Source organism: Streptomyces sp. DSM 40750 (assembly GCF_024612035.1).
Classification (GTDB): domain Bacteria; phylum Actinomycetota; class Actinomycetes; order Streptomycetales; family Streptomycetaceae; genus Streptomyces.
Map to the genome: position 1 here is coordinate 9,493,272 of NZ_CP102513.1, position 24,721 is coordinate 9,517,992.

23 protein-coding genes are annotated in these 24,721 nt (G+C 70.4%); 9 read left to right on the forward strand and 14 right to left on the reverse strand.

The window, feature by feature from the left end; translation table 11 throughout:
* Positions 1 to 8: 8 nt before the first annotated feature.
* The 4 genes from JIX55_RS41555 to JIX55_RS41570 all read right to left on the reverse strand — a co-directional run bounded on the left by JIX55_RS41555 (position 9) and on the right by JIX55_RS41570 (position 4,238).
* Positions 9 to 878 (reverse strand): carbohydrate ABC transporter permease, encoded by an 870-nt coding sequence (locus tag JIX55_RS41555; protein WP_257568368.1) that lies wholly within the window; start codon positions 876 to 878, stop codon positions 9 to 11.
* A complete protein-coding gene (locus JIX55_RS41560; RefSeq protein WP_257569663.1) occupies positions 875 to 1,759 on the reverse strand; it encodes a carbohydrate ABC transporter permease in 885 nt (294 codons plus the stop codon). The genes JIX55_RS41555 and JIX55_RS41560 overlap by 4 nt, the downstream gene beginning before the upstream one ends.
* 124 nt (positions 1,760 to 1,883) lie before the next feature.
* Positions 1,884 to 3,164, reverse strand: coding sequence for an ABC transporter substrate-binding protein (locus tag JIX55_RS41565; protein ID WP_257568369.1), 1,281 nt, complete (start codon positions 3,162 to 3,164; stop codon positions 1,884 to 1,886).
* A gap of 54 nt (positions 3,165 to 3,218) precedes the next feature.
* On the reverse strand, positions 3,219 to 4,238 hold the full coding sequence (locus JIX55_RS41570; protein WP_257568370.1) for a carbohydrate kinase family protein: 1,020 nt from the start codon (positions 4,236 to 4,238) through the stop codon (positions 3,219 to 3,221).
* A 150-nt stretch (positions 4,239 to 4,388) separates the two neighbouring features.
* On the opposite strand from JIX55_RS41570, the gene JIX55_RS41575 reads away from it, so the two are divergent.
* From JIX55_RS41575 to JIX55_RS41590, 4 genes are all read left to right on the forward strand, one after another.
* Positions 4,389 to 5,138, forward strand: a complete 750-nt coding sequence (locus JIX55_RS41575) for a DeoR/GlpR family DNA-binding transcription regulator (protein ID WP_257569664.1) — start codon at positions 4,389 to 4,391, stop codon at positions 5,136 to 5,138.
* A gap of 74 nt (positions 5,139 to 5,212) precedes the next feature.
* Complete coding sequence (locus tag JIX55_RS41580; RefSeq protein WP_257568372.1) at positions 5,213 to 6,550, forward strand: 6-phospho-beta-glucosidase; 1,338 nt, start codon at positions 5,213 to 5,215, stop codon at positions 6,548 to 6,550.
* 59 nt (positions 6,551 to 6,609) lie between these two features.
* Positions 6,610 to 9,657 (forward strand): alpha-mannosidase, encoded by a 3,048-nt coding sequence (locus JIX55_RS41585; RefSeq protein ID WP_257568373.1) that lies wholly within the window; start codon positions 6,610 to 6,612, stop codon positions 9,655 to 9,657.
* 158 nt (positions 9,658 to 9,815) lie between these two features.
* Positions 9,816 to 10,700 carry a sulfotransferase family protein gene (locus JIX55_RS41590; RefSeq protein WP_257568374.1) on the forward strand — a complete coding sequence of 295 codons (885 nt, stop codon included), beginning with the start codon at positions 9,816 to 9,818 and terminating at the stop codon, positions 10,698 to 10,700.
* Between the two features lie 89 nt (positions 10,701 to 10,789).
* Here JIX55_RS41590 and JIX55_RS41595 read toward each other — a convergent pair whose 3' ends face one another.
* The gene (locus JIX55_RS41595) at positions 10,790 to 11,956 is read right to left on the reverse strand and encodes an ATP-grasp domain-containing protein (protein WP_257568376.1); all 1,167 of its coding nucleotides are present in this window, start codon (positions 11,954 to 11,956) and stop codon (positions 10,790 to 10,792) included.
* Positions 11,957 to 12,205: 249 nt separating this feature from the next.
* Here JIX55_RS41595 and JIX55_RS41600 point away from each other — a divergent pair, with 249 nt between their 5' ends.
* Genes JIX55_RS41600 through JIX55_RS41610 form a run of 3 tightly spaced genes read left to right on the forward strand, consistent with a single transcriptional unit; the run spans position 12,206 to position 14,764 of the window.
* A complete protein-coding gene (locus JIX55_RS41600; RefSeq protein ID WP_443046655.1) occupies positions 12,206 to 13,144 on the forward strand; it encodes a metallophosphoesterase family protein in 939 nt (312 codons plus the stop codon).
* Positions 13,089 to 13,796 carry a 4'-phosphopantetheinyl transferase family protein gene (locus tag JIX55_RS41605; protein ID WP_257568378.1) on the forward strand — a complete coding sequence of 236 codons (708 nt, stop codon included), beginning with the start codon at positions 13,089 to 13,091 and terminating at the stop codon, positions 13,794 to 13,796. The genes JIX55_RS41600 and JIX55_RS41605 overlap by 56 nt, the downstream gene beginning before the upstream one ends.
* Complete coding sequence (locus tag JIX55_RS41610) at positions 13,793 to 14,764, forward strand: polyprenyl synthetase family protein (RefSeq protein WP_257568379.1); 972 nt, start codon at positions 13,793 to 13,795, stop codon at positions 14,762 to 14,764. The genes JIX55_RS41605 and JIX55_RS41610 overlap by 4 nt, the downstream gene beginning before the upstream one ends.
* A gap of 60 nt (positions 14,765 to 14,824) precedes the next feature.
* Here JIX55_RS41610 and JIX55_RS41615 read toward each other — a convergent pair whose 3' ends face one another.
* Positions 14,825 to 15,052, reverse strand: coding sequence for a hypothetical protein (locus tag JIX55_RS41615; protein WP_257537735.1), 228 nt, complete (start codon positions 15,050 to 15,052; stop codon positions 14,825 to 14,827).
* Between the two features lie 231 nt (positions 15,053 to 15,283).
* Between JIX55_RS41615 and JIX55_RS41620 the strand changes: the two genes are divergently transcribed.
* Positions 15,284 to 16,333 carry an alpha/beta fold hydrolase gene (locus tag JIX55_RS41620; protein ID WP_257568380.1) on the forward strand — a complete coding sequence of 350 codons (1,050 nt, stop codon included), beginning with the start codon at positions 15,284 to 15,286 and terminating at the stop codon, positions 16,331 to 16,333.
* Between the two features lie 6 nt (positions 16,334 to 16,339).
* Here JIX55_RS41620 and JIX55_RS41625 read toward each other — a convergent pair whose 3' ends face one another.
* The 4 genes from JIX55_RS41625 to JIX55_RS41640 are packed head-to-tail and all read right to left on the reverse strand — an operon-like array spanning position 16,340 to position 20,226.
* Entirely contained in the window at positions 16,340 to 17,776 is a 1,437-nt protein-coding gene (locus JIX55_RS41625) for an FAD-dependent oxidoreductase (RefSeq protein WP_257568381.1), read from the reverse strand.
* Positions 17,760 to 18,968, reverse strand: a complete 1,209-nt coding sequence (locus tag JIX55_RS41630; protein WP_257568382.1) for an MAB_1171c family putative transporter — start codon at positions 18,966 to 18,968, stop codon at positions 17,760 to 17,762. Before JIX55_RS41630 ends, JIX55_RS41625 begins: the two co-directional genes overlap by 17 nt.
* Positions 18,969 to 19,007: 39 nt before the next feature.
* Positions 19,008 to 19,538, reverse strand: a complete 531-nt coding sequence (locus tag JIX55_RS41635; protein ID WP_257569665.1) for a toxin-antitoxin system, toxin component — start codon at positions 19,536 to 19,538, stop codon at positions 19,008 to 19,010.
* 31 nt (positions 19,539 to 19,569) lie between these two features.
* A complete protein-coding gene (locus JIX55_RS41640) occupies positions 19,570 to 20,226 on the reverse strand; it encodes a helix-turn-helix domain-containing protein (protein WP_257568383.1) in 657 nt (218 codons plus the stop codon).
* Positions 20,227 to 20,500: 274 nt separating this feature from the next.
* On the opposite strand from JIX55_RS41640, the gene JIX55_RS41645 reads away from it, so the two are divergent.
* Entirely contained in the window at positions 20,501 to 21,184 is a 684-nt protein-coding gene (locus JIX55_RS41645) for an MmyB family transcriptional regulator (RefSeq protein WP_257568384.1), read from the forward strand.
* A 72-nt stretch (positions 21,185 to 21,256) separates the two neighbouring features.
* On the opposite strand, the gene JIX55_RS41650 is transcribed toward JIX55_RS41645, so the two are convergent.
* The 4 genes from JIX55_RS41650 to JIX55_RS41665 are packed head-to-tail and all read right to left on the reverse strand — an operon-like array spanning position 21,257 to position 24,616.
* Entirely contained in the window at positions 21,257 to 22,078 is an 822-nt protein-coding gene (locus tag JIX55_RS41650; protein ID WP_257568385.1) for an ABC transporter ATP-binding protein, read from the reverse strand.
* A 26-nt stretch (positions 22,079 to 22,104) separates the two neighbouring features.
* Complete coding sequence (locus JIX55_RS41655; protein ID WP_257568386.1) at positions 22,105 to 22,881, reverse strand: ABC transporter permease; 777 nt, start codon at positions 22,879 to 22,881, stop codon at positions 22,105 to 22,107.
* Positions 22,878 to 23,651 (reverse strand): ABC transporter permease, encoded by a 774-nt coding sequence (locus JIX55_RS41660; RefSeq protein WP_257568387.1) that lies wholly within the window; start codon positions 23,649 to 23,651, stop codon positions 22,878 to 22,880. The genes JIX55_RS41655 and JIX55_RS41660 overlap by 4 nt, the downstream gene beginning before the upstream one ends.
* The gene (locus JIX55_RS41665) at positions 23,648 to 24,616 is read right to left on the reverse strand and encodes an ABC transporter substrate-binding protein (RefSeq protein WP_257568388.1); all 969 of its coding nucleotides are present in this window, start codon (positions 24,614 to 24,616) and stop codon (positions 23,648 to 23,650) included. The genes JIX55_RS41660 and JIX55_RS41665 overlap by 4 nt, the downstream gene beginning before the upstream one ends.
* Between the last annotated feature and the right edge of the window lie 105 nt (positions 24,617 to 24,721).

Here is a 24,721-nt window from a genome sequence, read left to right on the forward strand (position 1 = left end):
GGAGCGGTTCAGCTGCCCTGTACCGCGCCTTCGGTGGCGCCCGCGATGAACCCGCGCGCGAAGACGGCGAAGACCACGACCAGCGGGATGGACGCCATGAGCACACCGGCCATGACCATGCTGTAGTCGGTGGTGTGGCCGACGTGGAGCTGGGCGAGCTCCACCTGGAGCGTGACCTGTTCGGGGTTGGTGAGCACGATCAGCGGCCAGACGTAGTCGTTCCAGGCATTGACGAAGGCGTAGATGGCGAGGAAGGACAGCGCGGGTTTGATCATCGGCAGTGTGATGTTCCAGTACTGGCGGAAGAACCCGGCGCCGTCGATGCGCGCCGCGTCGAGCAGTTCGTCGGGCACACCGTTCTCGATGTACTGGCGCAGCCAGAAGATGCCGAAGGCGTTGGCGAGGGCGGGCCAGACCAGCGCCTTGAGCATGCCGACCCAGCCGATCTCGGACATCAGGATGAACTGCGGCAGGACGGCCAGCTGGAGCGGCAGCATCATGAACACCAGCAGCGTGCCGAAGAGCACCTTGCGCCCGGGGAACTCGAACTTGGCGAAGGCGAAAGCCGCCAGGGAGTCGACGAACAGCACCAGGACCGTGGTGACGGAGGCGACGACGACCGTGTTGAGCATCGACCCGAAGAAGTCGATGGTGTCGAGGACATGCCGGATGTTCTCCAGCAGGTGGGAGCCGAAGGTCAGCTTCGGTGGGCTCTTGTAGATGTCACGGGTGGTGTTGGTCGCCATCACGATCGTCCACACGAACGGGAAGACCGAGATCAGGACGGCCAGCACGAGGAAGATGTGCGGGGTCAGGCCCCGGGGGCGGCGGCGCCGCCTCGCGACGCCCTTGGTGGGCGCCGTGGCCGCTGCCGTCATGACTTCCTCCCTCGTTGCACGATGCGCCAGTTGATGACGACGAGCACGATGATCAGTACGAAGAAGGCCCATACGATGGCCGCGCCGTAGCCGTAGTCGTTGAGGAGGAAGGCCGACTGGTAGAAGTACAGCAGCGTGGTCAGACCCGCCTGGCCGGGGCCGCCCATGTTCTGGTTGGCGGCGTTGCTGGCGAAGAGGACCTGGGGTTCGCTGAAGCTCTGCAGGCCGTTGATGGTCGAGATGACGACGGTGAACAGGATGATCGGCCGCATGACCGGAATGGTGATCTGGAAGAAGGTCCGCACGGGTCCGGCGCCGTCCATCTTGGCCGCCTCGTAGATCGAGGTGGGGATGGCCTGGAGGCCGGCCAGGTAGATGATCATGTTGTAGCCGGTCCACATCCAGGTCATCAGCGCCGCGATCACCACTTTGATCAGCCACGGATTGCTCAGCCACGGGACGGGCGAGATGCCGACCGTGCCCAGGATCGCGTTGACCAGGCCGAAGTTGTTGCTGAACACCGCGCCGAAGAAGATCGCCACGGCGACGATCGACGTGACGTTCGGCACGTAGAGGGCGATGCGGTAGAAGCCCTTGAAGCGGCGCACCGAATGCAGCAGCGTCGCCAGCACGAGGGCGCCGAAGAGCGTGGGAACGGTGGACAGGACCCAGATCAGCAGGGTGTTGCGGATCGACAGCCAGAAGACCGGGTCGTTCCAGAGGAACTCGAACTGCTGCAGGCCCACGAACTGCTTGGCGCCCAGGCCGTCGTAGCGCTGGAAGGCCAGATACAGCGAATAGAAGACGGGACCGAAGGAGAAGACGGTGAAGATCAGGTAGAAGGGCGAGATCGCCAGGTACTGCCGCCAGTACGACAGCACCCCGCGACGTTCGGGCCGAGCGGCGCCCGCGGGCGGGGTGCGCCGCGGGCGGAAGCGGGCCGGGCCCGGCCCGCCACGGTGCTCGGGCACCGTGGCGAGGCCGGTGACCGGAGGTGACGACACCTCAGTTCACCCCCTGTCGCCTGGCGATCTGCTTGGCCTGGCTGACCGCGTCCTTCCAGGCGTCGTCGGGCTTCTTGCCCTTGGCCTCGACGTTGGTCAGCTCGGTGAAGTAGGGGGCCATGACCGCGGCGTCAGCCGGTGCCTCGTAGCTCACGGGGATGGCCTCGGCGGCCGGGCCGAAGACCTCGATGATCTTCTGCCCGCCGAAGAAGGCGCTGGGGCCCGTCATGGCCTCCATCGAGTACGCGGCCGGGGAGGCGGGGAAGATGGCGGCGTCGGTGAAGCCCCGGGCGTTGTTCTCCGGGCTGAGGATCCAGCTGATGATCTTGAACGCCTCTTCGGGGTTCCGGCACTGCTGGGGCAGGGCCAGATAGGAGCCGCCCTGGTTGGCCGGTCCGTCGGGCGTCGCGCAGACCCGCCACTTGCCCTTGGTGCCCGGGGCCGCCGACTCGATGTCCAGCGCGTGCCAGGCGGCACCGAGTTCGGTGGCCAGGTTCTTGCCGATGGCGGCGTTCCAGGTCTGGTCGTTGATCTTGGCGTCGAGGCCGAGCGTGTAGGGCTGGATCGCCGTGGTCCACGCGGCGCGGATGTGGTCCTGGTCGCCGATGAAGTGGTTGTCCTGGTCGATGAACCGCGTGGTGCCCTGGCCCACCGCGATGTTGAACACCGAGCCGAGGTTGTTGACCAGGAAGATGTCGGGCAGCGCCTTCTTCAGCTCGGTGCCGAGCGCGAAGTAGTCGTCCCAGGTCTTGGCCTCGGCGGCGACCTTGGCCGGGTCGGTGGGCAGCCCCGCCTTGTCGAACAGGTCCGCGCGGAAGAAGAGCGCGGTGGGACCGATGTCGATCGGGAACCCGATCTGCTTGCCGTCCTCGGTCTGGGCGAGCTTGGTCTTCCATTCCAGGTACTGGGACGAGATCTTCTTGAAGCCCAGGTCGTTCAGGTCGAGGAAGCGGTCGGCGTTGGGCAGGAAGGAGGCGATGTCCTCGCCCTTGATGCCGGTGATGTCCGGCACGGAGCTGCCCCCCGCCGCGAGGGTGGTGGTGAGCTTCTGCTTGAAGTCGCCGCCGATGGAGGAACTGGTCAGCTTGGCCTGGCCGCTGAAGTGCGTCTTGGCCTCGGCGACCACCTTGTCGCTGAGGGCTCCGCCCCAGTACCACATGGTGAGGTTCTTGCCGTTCTTGGTGCCGCCGGATTCCGAGTCGCCGCCACAGGCGACGGTCAGGCCGGAGGCTGCCGCGGTGAGTACGGCAGCCTGAAGGAAGCCTCTACGGGAAAGGTCCACGGGTCACTCCTGTTGTTCCTGTTCGTGTTACCAAGGGGTGTTCTTGCGTGGGGCTCAGTGCGGCGGTGCGGGCGGGGTCACCGGGGCGTGGCGCACCGGTGGGCCGAGGTCCGCCGGGATGCGGTGCGGGAGGAAGCCGTAGGCCTTCTTCAGGTCGGGGTCGGTCAGCGAGCGCCACCAGAGGTCGACGCCGTACCAGCCGGGTGCCGCCAGGCCTCCGCCGTGGTGGCCCACGGACAGTCCGGCGGACAGTGCGGCGAACCGCAGCCGCTCCACCAGCGGCCAGCCGCCGAGGGAGGCGGCGACGAAGCTCGCGCCGAAGACGTCGCCGGCGCCCGTCGCGTCGAGCACGTCGACGTCCAGGGCCGGGACCTCCGCGTACTCGCCCGTCGTCTGGTCCACCGCGACCGCGCCCTCGCCGCCGCGGGTGACCACGGCCACCGGCACCAGTTCGCTCAGCGTGCCGAGCGCGGCGACCGCGCTGTCGGTACGGGTGTACGCCATCGCCTCGGTCTCGTTCGGGAGGAAGGCGTGGCACAGGGCGAGTTGGTCGAGCAGGTCGCGGGACCACTGCCGGGTGGGGTCCCAGCCGACGTCCGCGTAGATGTGTGTGCCGTTCGCGGCGGCCTTGGCGAGCCACTCGCGCGGCTCGGCCTCGAGGTGCACGAGCGCGGTGCGCGACTCGGGCGGGTCGCCCATCAACACGTCCTGCGAGTACGGCGGTTCCTGGCCGTGGGTGACCAGGGCCCGGTCGTGACCGTGGGCGAGGGAGACGGTGACGGGGGTGTGCCAGCCGTCCGCGGTGCGCGAGAGGGAGAGGTCGACGCTCTCCTGTCCGGCGAGGACTTCACGGCAGTAGGAGCCGTAGTAGTCGTCGCCGAAGACCGTGGCCAGGGAGGTCCGCAGGCCGAAACGGGCGGCGGCCACCGCCAGGTTGGCGATGCCGCCGGGGCCGCAGCCCATGCCGTCGGTCCAGATCTCCTCGCCGGGGGTGGGCGGCCTGCCCAGTCCCGTGAGCACGAGGTCGTAGAAGAGCAGCCCGGTCAGCAGCACATCGGGCCGGTCGTCGTCCACGCGTGCACCCTCTCGTCGAGACGTTCGAAGGTCACTCTTCAAAAGTCTTCAATTTCGGTGCACAGATCGTGCGCGCCTCCGAGAGGTTTGGCAAGAGTCGAGCAGAAGTGAGCATGGAAATGATTGGGAATGACGAGTACTGTTCAGCGCGTGCTGGCAGAGCGACGACACCAACTCATCCTGCGGGCCCTGCGATCAGGCGGCCCGGCGGCCGTCACCGACCTGTCCGAACAGCTCGGCGTGAGTCCCGCCACCATCCGGCGTGACCTCGTCAGGCTGGAGGAGGAGGGGCTGCTCACCCGCGTGCACGGCGGCGCCGTCGTGGACGAGGGCGACCAGCCCTTCGCCGAGGTCGCCGAGGTACGGGTGGCCGAGAAGGACGCGATAGCGGCGAAGGCCGCCTCGATGGTCCGCGACGGCCAGTCCGTGCTCCTCGACATCGGGACCACCGCCTACCGCCTGGCCCGGCAGCTGCACGGCCGCCGTCTCACCGTGATCACCAGCAACCTGGTGGTCTACGAGGAGCTGGCCGACGACGAGGGCATCGAACTGGTGCTGCTCGGCGGCATGGTCCGCCGCGAGTACCGTTCCCTCGTCGGCTTCCTCACCGAGGACAACCTCCGGCAGTTGCACGCCGACTGGCTCTTCCTCGGCACGAGTGGAGTGCGGCCCGGCGGACAGGTGATGGACACGACCGTCGTCGAGGTTCCCGTCAAACGCGCGATGATCAGGGCCGGCGACAAGGTCGTCCTGCTCGCCGACTCCGCGAAGTTCCCCGGCACGGGGATGGCGCGGGTCTGCGGTCCCGGGGAACTCGACGTGCTCGTGACCAACGAGCCGGTGGACCAGGGCACCCGGTCGTCGTTCGAGGACGCGGGGGTCGAAGTGGTCACCGTATGACCGCCCTGGGACGGGGCGGCTGACCGTGTCGGGACGGCCCGCACTTATGCACGATCGGCAAAGGTGGTAGTTGCGTGAAGCTGACGATTCTGGGCGGCGGAGGATTTCGGGTGCCGCTCGTGTACGGGGCGCTCCTCGGGGACCGCGCCGAGGGCCGGGTCACCCATGTCGTCCTGCACGACCTGGACGCCGAGCGGCTCTCCGCCGTCACCCGAGTCCTCGCCGAGCAGGCGGCGGACGTGCCCGACGCGCCCGAGGTGACCGCCACCACCGACCTCGACGAGGCCCTGCGCGGCGCCGACTTCATCTTCTCCGCGATCCGCGTCGGCGGCCTGGAGGGCCGCGCGCACGACGAGCGGGTCGCCCTCGCCGAAGGCGTCCTCGGCCAGGAGACCGTCGGCGCCGGCGGCATCGCCTACGGCCTGCGCACGGTCCCCGTGGCCGTCGACATCGCCCGCCGGGTGGCCCGGCTCGCCCCCGAAGCCTGGCTCATCAACTTCACCAACCCGGCGGGCCTGGTCACCGAGGCCATGTCCCGCCACCTCGGCGACCGCGTCATCGGCATCTGCGACTCCCCGGTCGGCCTCGGCCGCCGTATCGCCCGCGTACTGGGAGCCAACCCGCGCGAGGCCTGGATCGACTACGTGGGCCTCAACCACCTCGGCTGGGTCCGCGGCCTGCGCGTCGCCGGCCGCGACGAACTCCCGCGCCTCCTCGCCGACCGCGACCTCCTCGGCTCCTTCGAGGAGGGCAAGCTCTTCGGCGTGGACTGGCTCCAGTCCCTCGGCGCCATCCCGAACGAGTATCTGCACTACTACTACTTCAACCGCGAGGCCGTCCGCGCCTACCAGGCGGCCGAGAAGACCCGCGGCGCCTTCCTCAAGGACCAGCAGGCCCACTTCTACGAGGAGATGCGCCGCCCCGACGCCCACGCGCTCAAGGCCTGGGACCGCACCCGCGCCGAGCGCGAGGCCACCTACATGTCGGAGAACCGGGAGACGGCGGGCGCCGGCGAACGCGACGCCGACGACCTGTCCGGCGGCTACGAGAAGGTCGCCCTCGCCCTGATGCGGGCCATCGCCCGCGACGAGCGCACCACCCTCATCCTCAACGTCCGCAACAAGGGCACCCTCTCGGCCCTCGACACCGAGGCCGTCATCGAGGTGCCCTGCCTGGTCGACGCCAACGGCGCCCACCCGGTCGCCGTCGACCCGCTGCCCGACCACGCCACCGGCCTGGTCTGCGCGGTCAAGGCCGTCGAACGCGAGGTCCTGGCCGCCGCCGAGTCCGGTTCCCGCACCACCGCGGTGAAGGCCTTCGCCCTGCACCCGCTGGTCGACTCGGTGAACGTCGCCCGCAGACTGGTCGACGGCTACACGGCCGTGCACCCCGGCCTCGGATACCTGACGTAGCCCCGGGGCAGCCTCCCCCTGCTCATCCCGCAGCCGCACCCGCTAGGAGACGTACGGCCATGCATGACGAACGCCGCCGCATCGAGGAACGCGTCGAGCGCGTTCACACCCAGCGCATCAAGCCCGCCATCTACGCGGCCACCGTGCCCTTCGAGGTCGAGGCCTGGCAGGCGCCGGGCGAGCCCGTCCCCTTCGAGGAAGCCGCGGCCGCCTCGTACACACCGTTCGTGATGGACACCCCGTGGGGCCCGCCGTGGGGCACGACCTGGTTCCGGATGCGCGGACAGGTACCCGCCGAGTGGGCGGGCCGCCGCGTCGAGGCGGTCATCGACCTCGGCTTCGTCGGCGACTGGCCCGGCAACCAGGCCGAGGCCCTGGTCCACCTCGCCGACGGCACCCCGCTGAAGGCGGTCAACCCGCTCAACCAGTACGTGCCGATCGGCAACCCCGTCCGGGGCGGCGAGACCATCGACTACCTCGTCGAGGCGGCCTCCAACCCCGACATCCTCGCCGACAACTTCTCGAAGATCACGCCGATGGGCGACATCCTGACCGCCGGCGACAAGCCGCTCTACACGTTCCAGCGCGCCGACATCGCGATCCTGGACGAGGAGGTCTTCCACCTCGACCTGGACCTCCAGGTGCTGCGCGAGCTGATGGTCCACCTCGGCGAGCACGAACCCCGCCGCCACGAGATCCTGCACGCCCTGGACCGGGCCATGGACGCCGTCGACCTCGACGACGTCTCCGGCAGCGCCACCGTCGTCCGTGAGATCCTCGCCCCCGTCCTCGCCAAGCCCGCCCACGCCAGCGCCCACACCGTCTCCGGCGTCGGCCACGCCCACATCGACTCCGCCTGGCTCTGGCCCATCCGCGAGACCAAGCGCAAGACGTCCCGGACGTTCTCGAACGTGACCGCGCTGGCCGACGAGTACGAGGACTTCATCTTCGCCTGCTCCCAGGCCGTGCAGTACGAGTGGGTGCGCGACAACTACCCGCAGGTGTGGGAGCGCATCAAGAAGGCCGTCGACAAGGGCCAGTGGGTACCGGTCGGCGGCATGTGGGTCGAGTCCGACGGCAACCTGCCCGGCGGTGAGGCCATCGCCCGTCAGCTCGTCCACGGCAAGCGGTTCTTCATCGAGCACTTCGGCATCGAGACCAAGGGCGTCTGGCTGCCGGACTCCTTCGGCTACAACGCCTCCTACCCGCAGCTCGCCAAGCTCGCCGGCAACGAGTGGTTCCTGACCCAGAAGATCTCCTGGAACCAGACCAACAGGTTCCCCCACCACACCTTCTGGTGGGAGGGCATCGACGGCACCCGCATCTTCACCCACTTCCCGCCGGTCGACACCTACAACGCCCGCTTCAGCGGCGAGGAGATGGACCGCGCCGTCCGCAACTACCAGGAGAAGGGCGCCGGCACCCGCTCCCTCGCCCCGTTCGGCTGGGGTGACGGCGGTGGCGGCCCCACCCGGGAGATCATGGAGCGGGCCCGCCGCCTGGCGGACCTGGAGGGCTCAGCGAAGGTCGTCGTCGAACACCCCGACGAGTTCTTCGCCAAGGCCCGCGCCGAGTACGAGGACGCCCCCGTCTGGAACGGCGAGCTGTACCTGGAGCTCCACCGCGCGACGTACACCTCCCAGGCCCGCACCAAGCAGGGCAACCGCCGCTCCGAGCACCTCCTGCGCGAGGCGGAGCTGTGGGCGACCACGGCCGCCCTGCACGCTTCCGGCTACTCCTACCCGTACGAGAAGCTCGACCGCCTGTGGAAGACGGTCCTCCTCCACCAGTTCCACGACATCCTGCCGGGGTCCTCGATCGCGTGGGTCCACCGGGAGGCGGAGGCGGAGTACGCCCGTGTGGCGAAGGAGCTGGAGGAGCTGACGGCCGAGGCGGTCGCGGCGCTCGGCCCGGGTGACCCGCGTGTGTTCAACACCAGCCCGCGCGACCGTGCCGAGGTGGTCCGTACGTCCGCGGGCGCACCGGTGTACGTGAAGGTGCCCGCGAGCGGCAGCGCTCCCCTCACCGCGACCGAGCCCGCGCACCCCGTCACCGTCTCCGGCCGTGTCCTCGACAACGGCCTGGTCCGGGTCGAGGTGGCCGAGGACGGCACGCTCGCCTCCGTCCGCGACCTGCGAGCCGACCGTGAAGTCCTCGGCGACAAGGGCAACCTGCTCCGCCTGCACACCGACCTCCCGAACTACTGGGACGCCTGGGACGTCGACAAGCACTACAAGAACCGCTACACGGACCTGCTGGACCCCGAGTCGGTGACCGTGGTCGAGGAGGACCCCCTCCTCGGCGCCATCCGCGTGGAGCGCTCGTTCGGCAAGGGCTCACGGATCACCCAGACGATCACCCTGCGCGCCGGCAGTCCCCGGATCGACTTCGAGACGGACATCGACTGGCACGAGGCCGAGAAGTTCCTCAAGGCCGGCTTCCCGATCGACGTCCGGGCGCCGCACTCCTCCGCCGAGATCCAGTTCGGCCACATCCAGCGTCCCACCCACACCAACACCAGCTGGGAGGCGGCCCGCTTCGAGGTCTCCGGCCACCGCTGGGTGCACGTGGCCGAGCCCGGCTACGGCGTCGCGGTGATCAACGACTCCACCTACGGCCACGACGTCTCCCGCACGGTCCGCGAGGACGGCGGTACGACCACCACGGTCCGCCTCAGCCTGGTCCGCGCCCCGCGCATCCCGGACCCCGAGGCCGACCAGGGCAGGCACCGCCTCACCTACTCCCTCCTTCCCGGCGCGACCATCGAGGACGCGGTCGCCGAGGGCTACGCCCTCAACCTGCCGTTGCGCGTCGCGGACGCGGCGGGCGCGCCCGAGCCGGTCGTGTCCGTGGACGGAGAGGGCGTGACCGTGGAAGCGGTCAAGCTCGCCGACGACGCGTCCGGCGACGTCGTGGTCCGGATCTACGAGTCCCGTGGCGGCCGGGCCCAGGGCGTCCTGCGCGCCGGCTTCCCGCTCGCCGGGGCCCGGATCACCGACCTGCTGGAGCGTCCCCTGGCGGAGGCGGCCACGGACGGGAACGGCGTCCCGGTGACGTTGCGCCCCTTCGAGGTGCAGACGCTGCGGCTGGCGGTGGGCGAGCGGTGACCGCCGTTCCCACCAAGAATTAAGAAAGGCATAAAACAGCTGGTCGCGGCGGGTGCGTTGCCCGCCGCGACCCCTTTTCGTTCCCTCCAGGACACCTGGAGTTCGCTCGTTGCCCGTGTGATACGGAACAACGTGAGAGAGAGTTATGAGGTGTCATCGTGCGAGATCCGCGCATGTCCGCGATCGGCAAGGGGCTGCGGCGCCGCGGCAGACTGATCGCCGAAGCGGTGAGCCCGCCCCGCAAGCCGCTCAACGCCGTCCCCGCGCCCCGTGGCGAGACGACCGAGGAGCAGGCGCCGCCGTACGTGGCCCCGCGCGCCGCGCGACTGGTGGACGCGCCGGTGTTCGTCCTCTCCTCGGTGCGCTCCGGCTCGACGCTGCTGCGGGTCATCCTCAACAGCCACAGCCAGATCCGCGCCCCGCACGAGATGCATCTGCGGACCGTCCACGTCCATCTCTCCCGGGACTTCACCGCTGACGCCATGAAGGCGCTCGAACTCGACAAGTGTGAGCTGGAGCACGTCCTGTGGGACCGCATCCTCCACCATGAGCTGACCCGCAGCGGCAAGCAGGTCATCGTCGACAAGACCCCGCCGAACACCCTCATCTGGCCGCGGCTGCACCGATGTTGGCCGAACGCCCGCTACATCCTGCTGCTCCGTCACCCCGGCGCGGTCGTCCAGTCCCTCACGAGCCGCCGCACGGACCCGGACCACGAGGCGATCCGGGCCGAAGTCCTCTCCTACAGCGAGAAGCTGGAAGAGGCCCGCCAGAACCTCCCCGTCCACGTGATCACGTACGAGGAGCTCACCGCCGAGCCCGAGAAGGTCACCCGGGGCATCTGCGACCACCTGGGCGTGGAGTGGGAGCCCGGCATGCTCGACTACGGCACCAAGGACCACGGCACCTTCCGCCCCCAGCTCGGCGACTGGTCCAACACCATCAAGTCCGGCCGCATCCAGCCGGCCCGCGAGGCGGACCCGACAGCGGAACTGCCTCCCCGCCTGAAGGAGCTGGCCCAGGCGTGGGGGTACCAGGCTTAGTGGTTCGCCACGCCCCCGCAGCCCCTACCCGTCCCTGGGGACGTCCCCAGGGACGGGTAGGGGCTGCGGAGGCGAAATTCCCTGGGTGCTCAGACAGCCAGCGGTCGGTCGGCGGAAGGCTTGCAGACCGCCGGGGGTGTGACCGAGAGGGCCCGCGCCTCCACAGGCTCCGGTGCGACCACAGGCACCCCCGCAGCCACCACCCCCACCTCCGCGACCTGGTGCGGCAGATTCACCGGCCGTACCGGACGCGGCCCCGACACCACCGTGTAGTCCTGCCCCAACCGCGTCGGCATCACGTCGCCCGGGTCCTCGCCCAGCGCCAACTGCACCGCCGCCCAAGGGGCGTTGATCCCGCACAGGGCCAGCTGGTGCAGGCCGCCCGCCGGGCGCGTGTTGACGTCCATGAGGACCGGCTCGTCGCCGTACATCCGGAACTGGATGTTCGTCAGATAGTGCAACCCGAACTGCCCCGCGATCAGCCGCGCCGGCTCGATCCACGACGGGTTCTGGCTGAACCCGCGCCGCCGGCCGTTCTTGGTGCGGCCCACGGCCATGCGGACCCGCCCGTCGGGGCCGGTGAGGCAGTCGACGGACACCTCCGGCTGTTCGAGGCGCGGCATGACCAGCCAGTCGACGGGCTCCTCGGCCGTCCGCACCGCCTCGACGACCATGTCGAGCTGCACGTACGGGCTGGGGAATCCGCTGAGGTGAGAGAGCGAGAAGGGGGCGCGGGTGACGACGCGGAAGCCCACACCACCCGCTCCGGCCGCCGGCTTGAAGCACGCCTTGTGCCCCCCGGCCTCCAACTCCTCGACAGCGGCGACGAGTTCGTCGGCGTTCGTCACGCGGAACCACGGCGGCACCGGAACCCCGTGCGCCTGGACCGCCTCGTACGCGGTCACCTTGTCCTCGAAGACCTCGATCGCCTCGGCGGACGGCGCCAGCAGGGCCGTACCGACGGCCGCGAACTCCGCGCGGTGCGCGGCGAGCGCCGCCTGGTGCAGCCGGGGCACGAACACGTCGATGCCGCGCTTGGCACACTGGTCGAGTGCGTACTCCACGTACGCGGCGGGGGAGAGGCCTTCGGGCTCCAGATCGGCGGTGTCGGCGGCGGCCAGTACGGGGGAGTCGGCGTCACCGTGCGTGGCATGGATGTCCACCGGACGAGCGTGCGGATTATGCCGCAGCTGATCCATGAAGAAGACGTTCTCCGCGTACGTGCGGTTGAGCCAGACGCGTACGCGAGAGACCATGCAGGCCGCCTTTCCAAGGTTCGCGGGCAGGGCGAAGCAGGCCGTGCCCGGCCAGGGGGGATGGAGGTACGCCGAACCGCCGTACGCGAAGAGGGGGCGTGGCGGTGGTGTAGGACGGATCATACGGCCCCTGAGGCCCAGGTTTCTGTCACGCGCGTGTTAATCCTCGCGCGGTTCGCTCGACAGGACGCGTCGAGCGGCTCGGCAAGTCGGTCTTGTCCACCGGTGCGCACCTGTGTTCTCGTGTTGATGTTCGGTGCTCAGAAGGGAGTGCGGGTGGAGTCGAGGGTCGGCCGTCACGGGAATCTGCTGGCCATCAGTGATCTGCACATCGGCTATCCCGACAATCGCGCTCTGGTCGAGAAGATGCGCCCCGAGACCGACGACGACTGGCTCCTCGTGGCCGGTGATGTCGCCGAGACCGTCGCCGACATCCGCTGGGCCCTGGAAACCCTCGCCGGCCGCTTCGCGAAGGTCGTGTGGGTGCCGGGCAACCACGAGCTGTGGACCCACCCCAGCGAGACCGTCCCCTACCGCGGCGTCGAGCGGTACGAGCACCTGGTCTCCGTCTGCCGGGAGCTGGGCGTCGTCACCCCCGAGGACCCGTACCCCCTCTGGGAGGGACCCGGCGGCCCCGTCGTGATCGCGCCGCTGTTCCTGTTGTACGACTACTCGTTCCTGCCCAAGGGCTGCACCACGAAGGCCGAGGGCCTGGAGTACGCCTACGGCACCGGCGTGGTGTGCACCGACGAGCATGTGCTGTTCCCCGACCCGTACCCGAGCCGCGACGACTGGTGCCGCGCCCGGGTCGCCGAGACCGAACGCAGGCTCGCCGAACTGCCCGACGGCCTGCCCACGGTGCTGGTCAACCACTACCCCCTGGACCGGCATCCGACGGACGTCCTGCACTACCCCGAGTTCGCCATGTGGTGCGGCACGGAGCTGACCGCCGACTGGCACCGCCGCTTCCGTGTCGAGGTCATGGTCTACGGCCATCTGCACATCCCGCGGACCACCTGGCTGGACGGCGTCCGCTTCGAAGAGGTGTCCGTGGGTTACCCCCGCGAGTGGCGTCCGCGCCCGCAACCGCCGGGAAGGCTGCGCCGCATTCTGCCGATGGAGGTCGGAGCCGGTGATCGAGGAACTTCTCCCGGGATCGGTCGTGGTCGTGGAGGCGCACGCCGATGACGCCGCCGCGGCGGCCGAGGGGATCGAGCTGTACCCCGAGGAGGAGGCGGTCGTGGCCCGCGCGGTGGCCAAGCGGCGCCGCGAGTTCACCGTCGTCCGCGCCTGCGCCCGGCGGGCCATGGAGAAGCTCGGTGTTCCGCCGCGGGCGATAGTGCCCGGCGAGCGCGGCGCCCCCGGCTGGCCGGACGGCCTCACCGGCAGCATGACCCACTGCGAGGGGTACGCGGCCGCCGCGCTGGTCCGCGCCGCCGACCTCGCCTCCCTCGGCATCGACGCCGAGCCCCACGACGCCCTGCCCGAGGGCGTCCTGACGGCCGTCGCGCTCCCCGCGGAGGAGAGCCGACTGCTCCGTCTGACCGCCGACCACCCCTCGGTCCACTGGGACCGGCTGCTCTTCAGCGCCAAGGAGTCCGTCTACAAGGCGTGGTTCCCGCTCACCGGGCGGTGGCTGGACTTCTCGGAGGCCGACATCGAGGTGTCCGTCGACCCCGGCGGCCGCTCCGGCCGACTGCGCGCCGAACTCCTTGTGCCCGGACCGGTGGTGGCCGGTCGTCGCATCGCTGTCTTCGACGGACGCTGGACCGTCCGGCGGGGGCTGGTGGCGACGGCGGTTTCGGTTCCCTTCCCCACGGAAGTCGAGGACGCCAGATGAACTCCCTTTCCTATGTGGATCTGCACAGACAGGTCGCGTCGGACATCGACGCGGAAATCGCGGCGGCTCTGGACAATCTCGGGCCGTCTTCCACGGCGGTACGGAAATCCATATCCGGGCTGCTGGGCCACCAGCAGATGAAATACCCCCTGTCCGTCCTCCCGCTCCTCGTGCACGCCGCCGAGACGGGCACCCCCGGACCGGCCGTTCCCCTGTCGGCCGTGCATGTCCTGTGGTGGACCTCCGCGTGCTATCTCGACGACCTGTCCGACGGCCACGGCGCGCACACACCCGACGGACTCGGCACGGACGAGGCGCTGTTGGCGTCCGTGCTCAGCGGACAGGCCCTTCCCATCAGGGTCGTCCAGGCGCAGTCAGTCCCGGACTCGGTGCGCAACGCCCTCACCGGTGAAATCGTCAACTGCTGGATCAATGCCGTGGAAGGCCAGCTGAGGGACCTGCGCGGCGATGTGGAGAACGCCTCGCGGGACGCGGTCGTCGCCGCCTATCGCGGGAAATCCGGCGCGCCGTTCGGAATGATCACGGCGATGGCCGCGATCCTTTCCGGCGCCGGGACCGAACGGACCGAACGGTGGCGTGAATTCGGCGATGTCTTCGGCATTCTCTGGCAGCTCTTCAACGACCAGGAGGACCTTCTCTCCGGCCGCGACGAGGACCTGCTGAACGGCACGGTGACCTATCTCCTCGTCTGCGCCCTGGAAGAGACATCACCCGAATCCAGGGTGCGTCTCGCGGAACTCGGCGTCGCCGCGCGGAGCTCCGAACAGGCCCGTGCGGAACTCCGCGCGACTCTGCTCGCCCCGGCCGTTCTCCGGCGCTTCGAGAAGGACCTCTCCGGGTTCCGCGACGAGGCGTACCGCCTTCTCGACGAACTGGGCGGCGACGAGGCGTACTTGCCGGCCCTGCGGCAGCTCGTGGACCAGGCCGCCGGGATGTGTCTGACGTAGGCCAGGACCCTGCGGCGGTCCGCCCGCACTCAGGCGGACCGCCGCTTCACGGCGGAACTCTCAGACCTCAGGGCACCAACTCCGCAGCAGCCGGAAGAACTCCTCCTCGTTGCCCGCCAGCCCGGCCGCCGCCAGCGCCCGCTCGGCCTCGGCGAGCGCGGTCGGCGGCACCACGGGTGGTCGGCGTGACTCCGGCGGCCCGTCGAAGGCGGCTCGTACGGTCCCCAGCAGCCGCAGATAGGCCTGTACGGCGGCGCGCTCGCGGTCGGTCAGTACGGCGGTCGGCATCGAACGGCTCTCCCCTGGTCGGATCGGTGAAACTGCGTGCCCGCCCCGGCATACGGGTGGCACGCCTCCAGCTTGCCGTCCACCACTGACAATCCCGTTTTCCCGGGCGGGGGTTCGCTCGGTTAGCGGAAGGGAAACCTGGCCGAAATACCGGGTGGGACAGGCGCCCTACGCTGGAGTGAAAGTGCTTTCGGCCACCTGTCCGGGAGCCCGGTGAAGGGGAGGCGGCCCATGGCGGACGTCCCGCGCCGACGCCCCCCGCACGGCGTACGGCTGCGCTCGGTGGGTGACGGAGAACTGGACCTCGGACACCGTCACCGTGTCGTCCACGGCTACCGGCGCGCCTACCGCATGGCCGGCCAGGGCCCGGCGCTCGTCCTCATCCACGGCATCGGCGACTCCTCGGCGACCTGGGCCGAGCTGATCCCCGACCTCGCCCGCACCCACACGGTGATCGCGCCCGACCTGCTCGGCCACGGCGCCTCCGACAAGCCGCGCGCCGACTACTCGGTGGCCGCGTACGCCAACGGGGTGCGGGATCTGCTCACCGCGCTCGGCATCGAGTCCGCCACCCTCGTCGGGCACTCGCTCGGCGGCGGCGTCGCCATGCAGTTCGCCTACCAGTTCCCCGAGCGCACCGAGCGGCTGATCCTGGTCAGCGCCGGGGGAGTGGGCCGGGAGGTCAACCCGGTCCTGCGTGCGGTGTCGCTGCCCGGCGCCCATCTGCTGCTGTCCACGCTGCGGTTGCCTGGCATGCGGCTCCAAGTCGGCCTGTTCGCCCGGCTGATGAAACTCCTCGACACCGATATCGGCCAGGACGCCCCGGAGTTGCTCACTCTGGTCGACGCGCTGCCCGACGCCACCTCCCGCAGCGCCTTCATCCGCACCCTGCGCGCCGTCGTCGACTGGCGTGGTCAGGCGGTGACGATGCTCGACCGCTGCTATCTCACCGAGGGCATGCCCACGATGCTGATATGGGGCGACCGGGACAGCGTGGTGCCGGTGCGGCACGCCCACGGCGCCCACGAGGCGATGCCCGGCAGCCGGCTGGAGATCTTCGAGGGCGCCGGGCACTTCCCGTTCCACACCGACCCCGCCCGCTTCCTCGCCCTGGTCGAGGAGTTCACCCGCACCACGCGCCCGGCCGACTGGAGCCGCGAACACTGGCGCGACCTCCTCGTCGAGGGCCGCCCGGGCACCGCCGCCGGCCGGCCGGACGACGCCCGCAACCACGCCCGGGAACGGGAGCTGAGAGAGGCGAGCGAGCGCAGCGCGACGTGAGGGGGACTATCCGGACCATCCCTTGGCCGGACCCATGACCGTCTCCCGCTCACGCTCCGTCAGCGGCGGCGCCGACAGCGGGGGTTTGACCGGGCCGCGCAGCACCGCCAGGACGACCTCCGGTCTGACGAGGGCGCCGATCGGCTCGGTGAGGGTGACCACCCCGAGGTACGCCTTGCAGACCAGGGGCCGTCCGAGCGCGGTCCGGACCAGTCGCTCCACATAGCGGCCGAACAGCTTCCGCAGGGCGTTCGGCTGCTTGCCGATCGCCTCGGGGTAGCGGATGTCCGTGCCGGTGGCCAGCTCCCAGGCGAGGTTCACCGGCACCGCCACGGCTTTCTGGATCCGGTGCGCGAGCCCCGGCGCCGTGAGACCGTGCTCGGCGACCCGCTCGCGCAGCGCGAGAGCGCCCTGGGCGGCGACCGACATCCCGTGGCCGTAGATCGGGTTGTACGTGGCGACCGCGTCGCCGATCGCGACGAAGCCGTCGGGCCAGTCGGACACCTTCTCGAAGAAGCGCCGCCGGTTGATCGTGCTGCGGGTGACCACGACGTCCGTCAGGGGCTCGGCGCGGGAGATCAGCTCGCCGACGACCGGGTGTCTGATGTCGCGTGCGAACTCCTCGAACCGCTCGGCGAGCGCGGTCGGCTGCCCCCCTCGGGTGCCCGACAGCGTCACCAGCCAGCGCCCGCCCTCGACGGGCACGAGGGTCGCGCTCCGCCCCGGCACCGGCTCCGCCCCGTTCGGCTGCACATTGACCACCGGGTACTCCTCGGTGCCCGCGGGCGCCCGGAAGATCCGGCTGGCGTACACGAGCCCCGAGTCGACCTCCTCCATGGGCGCCGGTGCGATCCCGAGCGCGTCGAGCCAGGCACTGCCCCGCGAGCCACGCCCGGCGGCGTCCACCACCAGATCGGCGGCCAGCACCCGCTCCTCGCCCCCGGCGGGACGGACCCGTATGCCCGTGACCCGGGAGGCGTCGCCCTCCAGGCCCAGGATCTCGGTGCGGTCGAGGACGGTGACCCGGGGGCCGGCGAGGAGATGGGCGCGGACGACCGACTCCAGCAGATCGCGGCTGCACGCGATCATGAACTCCATCTCCGGCCAGCGCCGCAGCCAGCCCTGGGGCGACAGCGAGACCAGACCGGTCGGCAGCGGGATGCGCCGGGCGCCGGCCGCCAGCCAGGCGTCCGTGACCCCCGGCAGCAGTTCCTCCATCGCCCGGGCCCCACCGGACCACAACAGGTGGGCGTGGCGGGCCTGCGGCACGCCCTTGCGGGGCTCCGGCCCCTCGGGCAGCGCGTCGCGCTCGACGACGGTGACCTCGGCGTGGTCACGCAGCGCGGCGGCGGCCAGCAGGCCGGCCAGCCCCGCGCCGACGACGACGGCACGCCGGGGAGTCGTGACCGAGGTGTCGCCTGGGCCTCTAACGGGTTCGCTCATGGAAGTCGCTCTCTGACCTGGTCGCGGCCGCCCATTCACGGGCGGCCGCTACAACGGGTGACTGACGCAGGGCGATGGACATCCGTACGAGGTCACGGGGGTTCTCGGCGGGCGGTGCGGGGACGTCGGCGACGGCGGAGCTGATGACCCGGCCCTCCGGGTCGTCCGCCCGGGCCCGCACCGCCGCCGTCACCATCGCCGCGTCGGCCTCGGCCCGCGCCTGGGCGGGCTCGGAGCCCGCCGCGACGGCCGCGTCGTACGCCTTGGACCGCACCTCGGAGTCGAAGTACGGGTACAGGCTGAGCATGCCGTCGTGGATGTCGGACTCCCGCTGCGTCATCTGGAGCTGGGCCGGTGCCCACCAGGAGATCCGCACCTCGTGGCTCGCCCGGGCCCAGACGGGGCGCAGCTCCCGCCACAGCGGGCCGAGCCGGCGGTACATGGACCACGTGGTCCAGGAGTCGCCGAGGCGCTCCCCGGCCAGCGGCAGACAGAAGCCCAGCGCGCAGACCTGCGCCCCGGCGGACGACAGCAGGGGGGCGACGTACGTGCTCAGGTAGTCCAGGTTCCCGCCCTGCCAGCGGGTCGCCACGGCGACCAGCTTGACCGCCGCGAACGGGACGTTGACCAGGAAGCCGAACGCGATGATCAGCAGCCCGGCGCGCAGCCAGCCGCGCACCTGGAGCGCCCAGCGCCAGCACATCACGTTCATCGCGACGCCCGCCACGGTGAACCCGGTCAGGTACAGCACGATCATCTCGCGCAGGTACGGGGCGTTGGCGTAGTACGTGTCGAAGTCCCGTACCCGCTCCACGGGGGCGTCGCCGAGCACGAACAGCAGCGCGATCGCCGCGCACACCGCGCCGTACCCGGCGATCCAGCGGCGCGAGAGGCGGCGCGTCGTCTCGGGCGGGCCGCCGCGCCAGTAGGTGATCAGCACCAGGCAGGAGCCGCTGAACGCGGTCAGCAGCAGATAGACGACGGCCGCCGAGATGTTCGTGACGCCGGTGGCGCGGTTGACCTCGGTGATCGTCGGCGGTGCGGCGAAGCCGAAGACCAGGGCGGCCAGCGTCATCAGCGCGCACACGGATCTGATCAGGGGGTCGCCCCAGTTCCGCAGCAGCGCGGGCGTCTTGAGGGCGAGGGCGATCGTCATCGCGGCGGCCGGAAGGTAGTAGCTGGGCCCGTCCATATCTTCGGCGTCTCGGCGTCTCGGCGTTTCCGCGCCCGCTCAGCCCTGCGGTCCGCGGTAACCCAGCGAGGCCCCGATGCGGCCGGCCAGGTGATCGCGGCCCACGGGCCCGCGCAGCGCCGAACCGGCGAGCCAGGTACGGCACTTGCTGGCCAGCAGCAGTCCGAAGCTCTCGGCGTCCTGCTCGTCCGTCAGGTCGAAACGGGTACGGGCGGCGACCTTCAGCACGGTCGCCCGCAGATCGGCGTCCCGGCTCAATAAGCGCGCGGCGACCGCGGCACCCTCCACGTGCTGGCCGCAGTGCCCGGCCTGCATGTGCCACAGTTCGTGGCCGAGGATCACCAACTGGTGGTCGGGAGCGGTGCGTTCCTCGATGACGACCAGATCCTGCTCGGCCATGTCCAGCCACAGCCCGCTCGCCGTGCCCGGCGGGAACGCGGCCGTGCGGTAGTGGACCGGGCGGCCGCGGCGTCTGCTCATGGCGTCGCACAGGGCCCCGTAGAGGTCGGCGGGGTCCGCCGGTGCCGGCAGCGTGAGTTCGCCGACCAACTCGCCGCACAGACGGCGCATTTCCTTTCCGATGCCCACAGTTCTCCCCCGGTCAGGACTCGGGCCGCTTGACGCTCTCCAGCAGCATGTCCAGCCACTCCGCCACCTTGTCGCGGTGCTGGTCGGTGGGCAGTTGGGCCGCCCGCCAGGCGATGGAGCGCACGCCGTGGTTCTGCAGCAGCCGCTGCAGCGGGTCGTCGGCGGCCTCGGCGGCAGCGCGCTCATGGTCGGCGAGCTGCTGGAGAAGCTCCTGCTCGGTCCGCATCAGGGCGCTCGCCAGCGCCTCGGGATCCTCGGCGGTGAGGAAACCGGCATGCACTCTGAAGAAGCGCTGGATGGCGTCGCAGTGCTCCATCGTGGGGCGCCGGTCGCCGTTGATCAGGGCGCCCGCCTGCTGGCGCGACATGCCGGCGCCGTCGGCGATCTCCTGCTGGGTGTATTTGCGGCCGTTGGGCTTGAGTCTGGTGCGTCGCAGCAGGTCCAGGCGCTGCAGAAAACGGGCCTGGACGTCCGGCTCCCCGGCACGCTGCCCGCTCAGCAGCGCCTTCACCACGGCTTCCGGTACACCGGACGCGACCGAGAGCCGTCGGGTGTCGAAGACCTCCGCGTGCGCCACCCGGAGCTTGTCCGCGAGCGCGGTGACACGGGCCACGACGGCCGGCAGCAGAACCGTCGCCGCGGCGTCCGGAACCTCGAAGCCATCCGTCACCGACAGATCTCCTACGTCTCTCTCAGGCCAATTTCGCGGTACTGCGGAATCCGTGGATCCAAGCCTGGCGCGAGACCCTGGTCCCGGCAAGTACACCGTGAACTGCGGGAAGACTAGCGGCTCGGTCGAACTCACATCCAGGTCTCGCCACAACTGTGGCGAGATTCAGCCGTCAACCGGCGCCAAATGCCACGATAGTTGACACGACTCTGTCCAGGGCAGCAGGATCAAGGCGCCGCGTGAAGGCCGCATAGGCAAGAGGGGTGACCTCCCGATGGCATATCAGGCAGGAGGGCAGCGGTCGGTACCGCGGCCCGTCCCCGACAGTCTCGAAGCCCAGGAAGCACAGGCGTACCTCCAGGACTACGCCGCGCTGCTGGAGTCCGTTCCGTTCCCGTCCGTCGTCCTCGACCACCGCTGGGACGTCGTCCTGGCCAACTCCGCGTTCCAGGCGCTCTTCGGCGGCGTGGGGCCGCATCCGACGGCCATGCCGGGCGACAACTTCCTCCGCTTCGTGCTCTTCCACCCGGACGCCGCCACGGTTCTCGGCGACCACGAGTCCAGTTGGTGCCTGCCGATGCTCGCCCACTTCGCCACCGCCGTGGAGCGGCACGCCCAGGACCGGGGCCTGCAGTCCATCCGCCGGGACATCGCCCAGGACCCCATCATGGAGGCCGCCTACCGCCACGGCCTCCCGCACTGGCTCCGCACGGTCGGCCCCGGCGCCGTCCGGCACGACGGCGCCGTACGCCCGGTGGTCCACCCGGACCCGCGCTGGGGTGTCACCGACTGCCGGGTCGTCGGCGAGACGCCCGACACCCTCCTCGACCTGGGCTACACCCGCATGACCCTCGTCCTGCGCGAGGTGGGCCGCCCGTCCGAGCCCGCCCGCAGGCCGCGCCGCTCCCGGCTCGCCACCGCGAGCCACCTGAGCGTGGTGCCCTCACCCGAGCGGTGAGCCGCGCCCCCTCCGGCGCCGCCGGCGTTCAGGTCGCCGACGGCGCCGGAGGACAATGCGCACGGTTTCGTCTCACAGATCCCGCTTGTCGAGGGGCACGCCCGGTCTGTCCACGGGCACACCCCGCTTCGCCGCCTGGATCTGCTCGTACACATGCGTCCGCAGCTCCGCGAAGCGCGGTGCCACCCGGGTGTGCAGCTGGTCGCGTTCGGCGGGGAGGTCGATCTTGAGCTGTTCCTGAACGACGGTGGGGGAGGCGGAGAGGATCAGGACGCGCTCGCCGAGGTAGACGGCCTCGTCGATGTCGTGGGTGACGAAGAGGATCGTGATGCCCCGCTCCCGCCACAGGCCCCGGACGAGGTCCTCCAGGTCGGCACGGGTCTGGGCGTCGACCGCGGCGAACGGCTCGTCCATCAGCAGGACTTCAGGTTCGTACGCGAGTGCCCGGGCGATGGCGACCCGCTGCTGCATACCGCCGGACAGCTGCCAGGGGTAGGCGCCGGCCGCGTCGGAGAGGCCGACCGAGGCGAGCGCGTCACCGACCAGCTCGCTCCGCCGGGCCTTGCTCAACCGCTTCTGCTTGAGCGGGAGTTCGACGTTGTCGCGGACCCGCATCCAGGGGAAAAGGCTGCGTCCGTACTCCTGGAAGACGACCGCCATGCCCGGCGGCGGCCCGCTCACCGGCCGTCCTCCCAGGAGGACTTCACCGGCCGTCGGGTTCAGCAGTCCGGCCACGCACTTCAGCAGGGTCGTCTTGCCGCAGCCCGACGGGCCCACCAGACAGACGAGTTCGCCCGCGTCGACGGTGAAGGTGAGGTCCCGCACCGCCTCCACCCGGCGCCCGGAACCCTCGTAGACCTTCTTGAGGCCCGACACATCGAGCAAAGCGGTCATCGCCTGCTGCCCCTTCTCAAGTTTCATTACGACCGCCGGGAGGACGTGCGCAGACCGTGGTACCAGCCGAGCACCCGCCGCTCGACCAGCCGGAAGACGACGGACAGCGCGAACCCGAGCAGGCCGAGGACGAGGATGCCGGTCCACATGTCGGGGATCGCGAAGCGGCGCTGGAACTGGACGATGGTGTAGCCCAGCCCGTTGCTGGAGGCGGTCATCTCGCTGATGACCATGAGGATGATGCCGATGGACAGCGCCTGGCGCAGACCCGCGAAGATCTGCGGGCTCGCCGAGCGCAGCACGACGTTCCGCAGCCGGGCCACGCCCGTGATGCCGTACGACCGGGCCGTCTCCGACATCACGGAGTCCACCGCGCGGACGCCCTCGGCCGTGTTGAGCAGGATCGGCCACACGCAGCCGCTCGCGATGACGGCGATCTTCATCGTGTCGCCGATGCCCGCGAACAGCATGATGACCGGGACGAGGACCGGCGGCGGCACCGCCCGCAGGAACTCCAGCACCGGCTCGCAGACCGCCCGCACCCGCCGGTAGGACCCGATGACCGTGCCGAGCGCGACGCCGGCCACGGCCGCCAGGGCGTAGCCGGCGGACAGGCGCAGCAGGCTGGGCAGGACGTCGGCGCGCAGCCGCTCGGCCGTCCAGACGTCCGGGAAGGTGGTGAGGATCGTGCGCAGGGGCGGCCAGTACACATCGGTGCTGTCGTCCGACGCGAGCCACCAGACGGTGACCAGGACCAGCGGCAGGGCGACGACGAACAGCAGCCTGAGCAGCACGAGTCTCACACCGCCACCTCCCCGCGCACCGACTGGTGCCAGGCCAGCGCCCGCCGCTCCACCGTCCGGGCGCCCACGTTGATGAGCAGCCCCAGCAGCCCGGTGACCACCACCAGCGCGTACATCTCCGGCACGGCCTGCGAGGTCTGGGCGACCGCGATGCGCTGGCCCAGCCCCGGTGCCCCGATGACGAGTTCGGCCGTCACGGCGAGGATGAGGGCGACGGCGGCGGCCAGCCGGACGCCTGTCATGACGTACGGCAGGGCGGTGGGCCACAGGACGTGCCGGACCCGCGCCCAGGTGCCCAGACCGTAGGAACGGGCGGTCTCCTCGGCGACCGGGTCGACGTCCTGGACGCCGTACAGCGTCTGGATCAGGATCTGCCAGAACGACGCGTACACCACCAGCAGCAGCACGGAGCGCAGTTCGGTGCCGTACAGGAGGACCGCGAGCGGGATCAGCGCGACGGACGGGATCGGGCGCAGGAACTCGATCGTGGAGGCCGTCGCCTCGCGCAGATACGGCACGACGGCGATGACGACTCCCGTCAGGATCCCGGCGGTTACGGCGATCAGCAGCCCTACGGCCCAGCCGGTGAGCGTGTCTCCCAGCGCCGTCCAGAAGGCCCCGTCGGCCAGTTCGGTGGCGAGGGCGTCGGCGACCCGGCTGATCGGCGGGAAGAAGTCGTCCTCGACGAGGCCGAGGCGCGGGACCGCCTCCCACAGGGCGAGGAATCCCGCGAGCCCGGCCGCGCCGAGGACGGCGTTGGCACCCCTCACGGCAGCAGCTTGTCCAGGTCCGGGGCCTTCTCGAACAGCCCGTCCTGCTGGCCCAGTTCGGCCAGCCGCTCGATGGAGGCACGGTCCGGCTCGGCGGGCCAGCGGGGCAGGGTGACCGTCTCCAGCAGACTGTCCGGGATCTTCGTGTACGTGGTGATGATCTGGCGGACCTCGTCCGGGTGTTCGTCGGCGTACGCCAGGGACTCGGCGGTGGCCTCCTGGAACTTCTTCACCAACTCCGGGTTCTTCTGGGCGTATTGCGTGGAGGTGAAGTACATGGCCACGGTGAGGTCCGGCGACACGTCGACGAAGTTCGACGCGAGCGCGGTGCCGCCCTGGGACTTGATGGTGGCGAGCGCGGGTTCCACGACACAGGCCGCGTCGACCTGGCCCTTGGAGAGAGCGGCCGGCATCTGGTCGAACGGCATCTCCACGTACTCGGCCTTGGACGGGTCGCCGCCGTCCTTGCGGACCGACTCGTTGACCGAGGTGTCGCAGATGTTGCCGAGGGTGTTGACCGCGACCTTCTTGCCCTCCAGGTCCTTGGCGGACTTCAGGGGGCTGCCCTTCGGCACGGCGATCGCCGCGAAGTCGGCGCCCGCCTTGCCGGTGGACGCGACACCGTTCACCACCGCCTGGACCGGCATGCTCTTGGACTGGGCGACCAGCAGGGACGTCATATTGCTGAAGCCGAAGTCGAACTGGCCGGAGACGACGGCGGGCAGGATCGCCGCCCCGCCCTGGGCGAGCGTGGGCTCCAGTTTGAGCCCGCGCTTGCTGTAGAAGCCTTTCTTCTGACCCAGATACACGGGGGCGACATCGATGATGGGGATGACGCCGATCTTGAGTGTGGTGATGCCGCCGGATGCCTCCCCTCCGTCGGAGCCGGAGGAGCCGGACGAACCGCAGGCCGTCGCGGCGACGAACAAGGTGCCGGCCGCGAGACCGATGAGCAGACGACGCATGACTCCCCCTGATGGGACCGCTTGTCGACAGGCTGTGCGCAGACCGCACAGACGTTCTCAGCGGGAAGGTAGAACGCTGCCGGTTGCGGGTCAATGGCCCAGCCC

Coding starts and splice junctions, on each gene's coding strand:
- JIX55_RS41555 (WP_257568368.1), bottom strand. CDS start 878: ATGACGGCAGCGGCCACGGCGCCCACCAAGGGCGTCGCGAGGCGGCGC.
- JIX55_RS41585 (WP_257568373.1), top strand. CDS start 6,610: ATGCATGACGAACGCCGCCGCATCGAGGAACGCGTCGAGCGCGTTCAC.
- JIX55_RS41595 (WP_257568376.1), bottom strand. CDS start 11,956: ATGGTCTCTCGCGTACGCGTCTGGCTCAACCGCACGTACGCGGAGAAC.
- JIX55_RS41600 (WP_443046655.1), top strand. CDS start 12,206: ATGTTCGGTGCTCAGAAGGGAGTGCGGGTGGAGTCGAGGGTCGGCCGT.
- JIX55_RS41610 (WP_257568379.1), top strand. CDS start 13,793: ATGAACTCCCTTTCCTATGTGGATCTGCACAGACAGGTCGCGTCGGAC.
- JIX55_RS41615 (WP_257537735.1), bottom strand. CDS start 15,052: ATGCCGACCGCCGTACTGACCGACCGCGAGCGCGCCGCCGTACAGGCC.
- JIX55_RS41620 (WP_257568380.1), top strand. CDS start 15,284: ATGGCGGACGTCCCGCGCCGACGCCCCCCGCACGGCGTACGGCTGCGC.
- JIX55_RS41625 (WP_257568381.1), bottom strand. CDS start 17,776: ATGAGCGAACCCGTTAGAGGCCCAGGCGACACCTCGGTCACGACTCCC.
- JIX55_RS41630 (WP_257568382.1), bottom strand. CDS start 18,968: ATGGACGGGCCCAGCTACTACCTTCCGGCCGCCGCGATGACGATCGCC.
- JIX55_RS41635 (WP_257569665.1), bottom strand. CDS start 19,538: ATGCGCCGTCTGTGCGGCGAGTTGGTCGGCGAACTCACGCTGCCGGCA.
- JIX55_RS41645 (WP_257568384.1), top strand. CDS start 20,501: ATGGCATATCAGGCAGGAGGGCAGCGGTCGGTACCGCGGCCCGTCCCC.
- JIX55_RS41650 (WP_257568385.1), bottom strand. CDS start 22,078: ATGACCGCTTTGCTCGATGTGTCGGGCCTCAAGAAGGTCTACGAGGGT.
- JIX55_RS41665 (WP_257568388.1), bottom strand. CDS start 24,616: ATGCGTCGTCTGCTCATCGGTCTCGCGGCCGGCACCTTGTTCGTCGCC.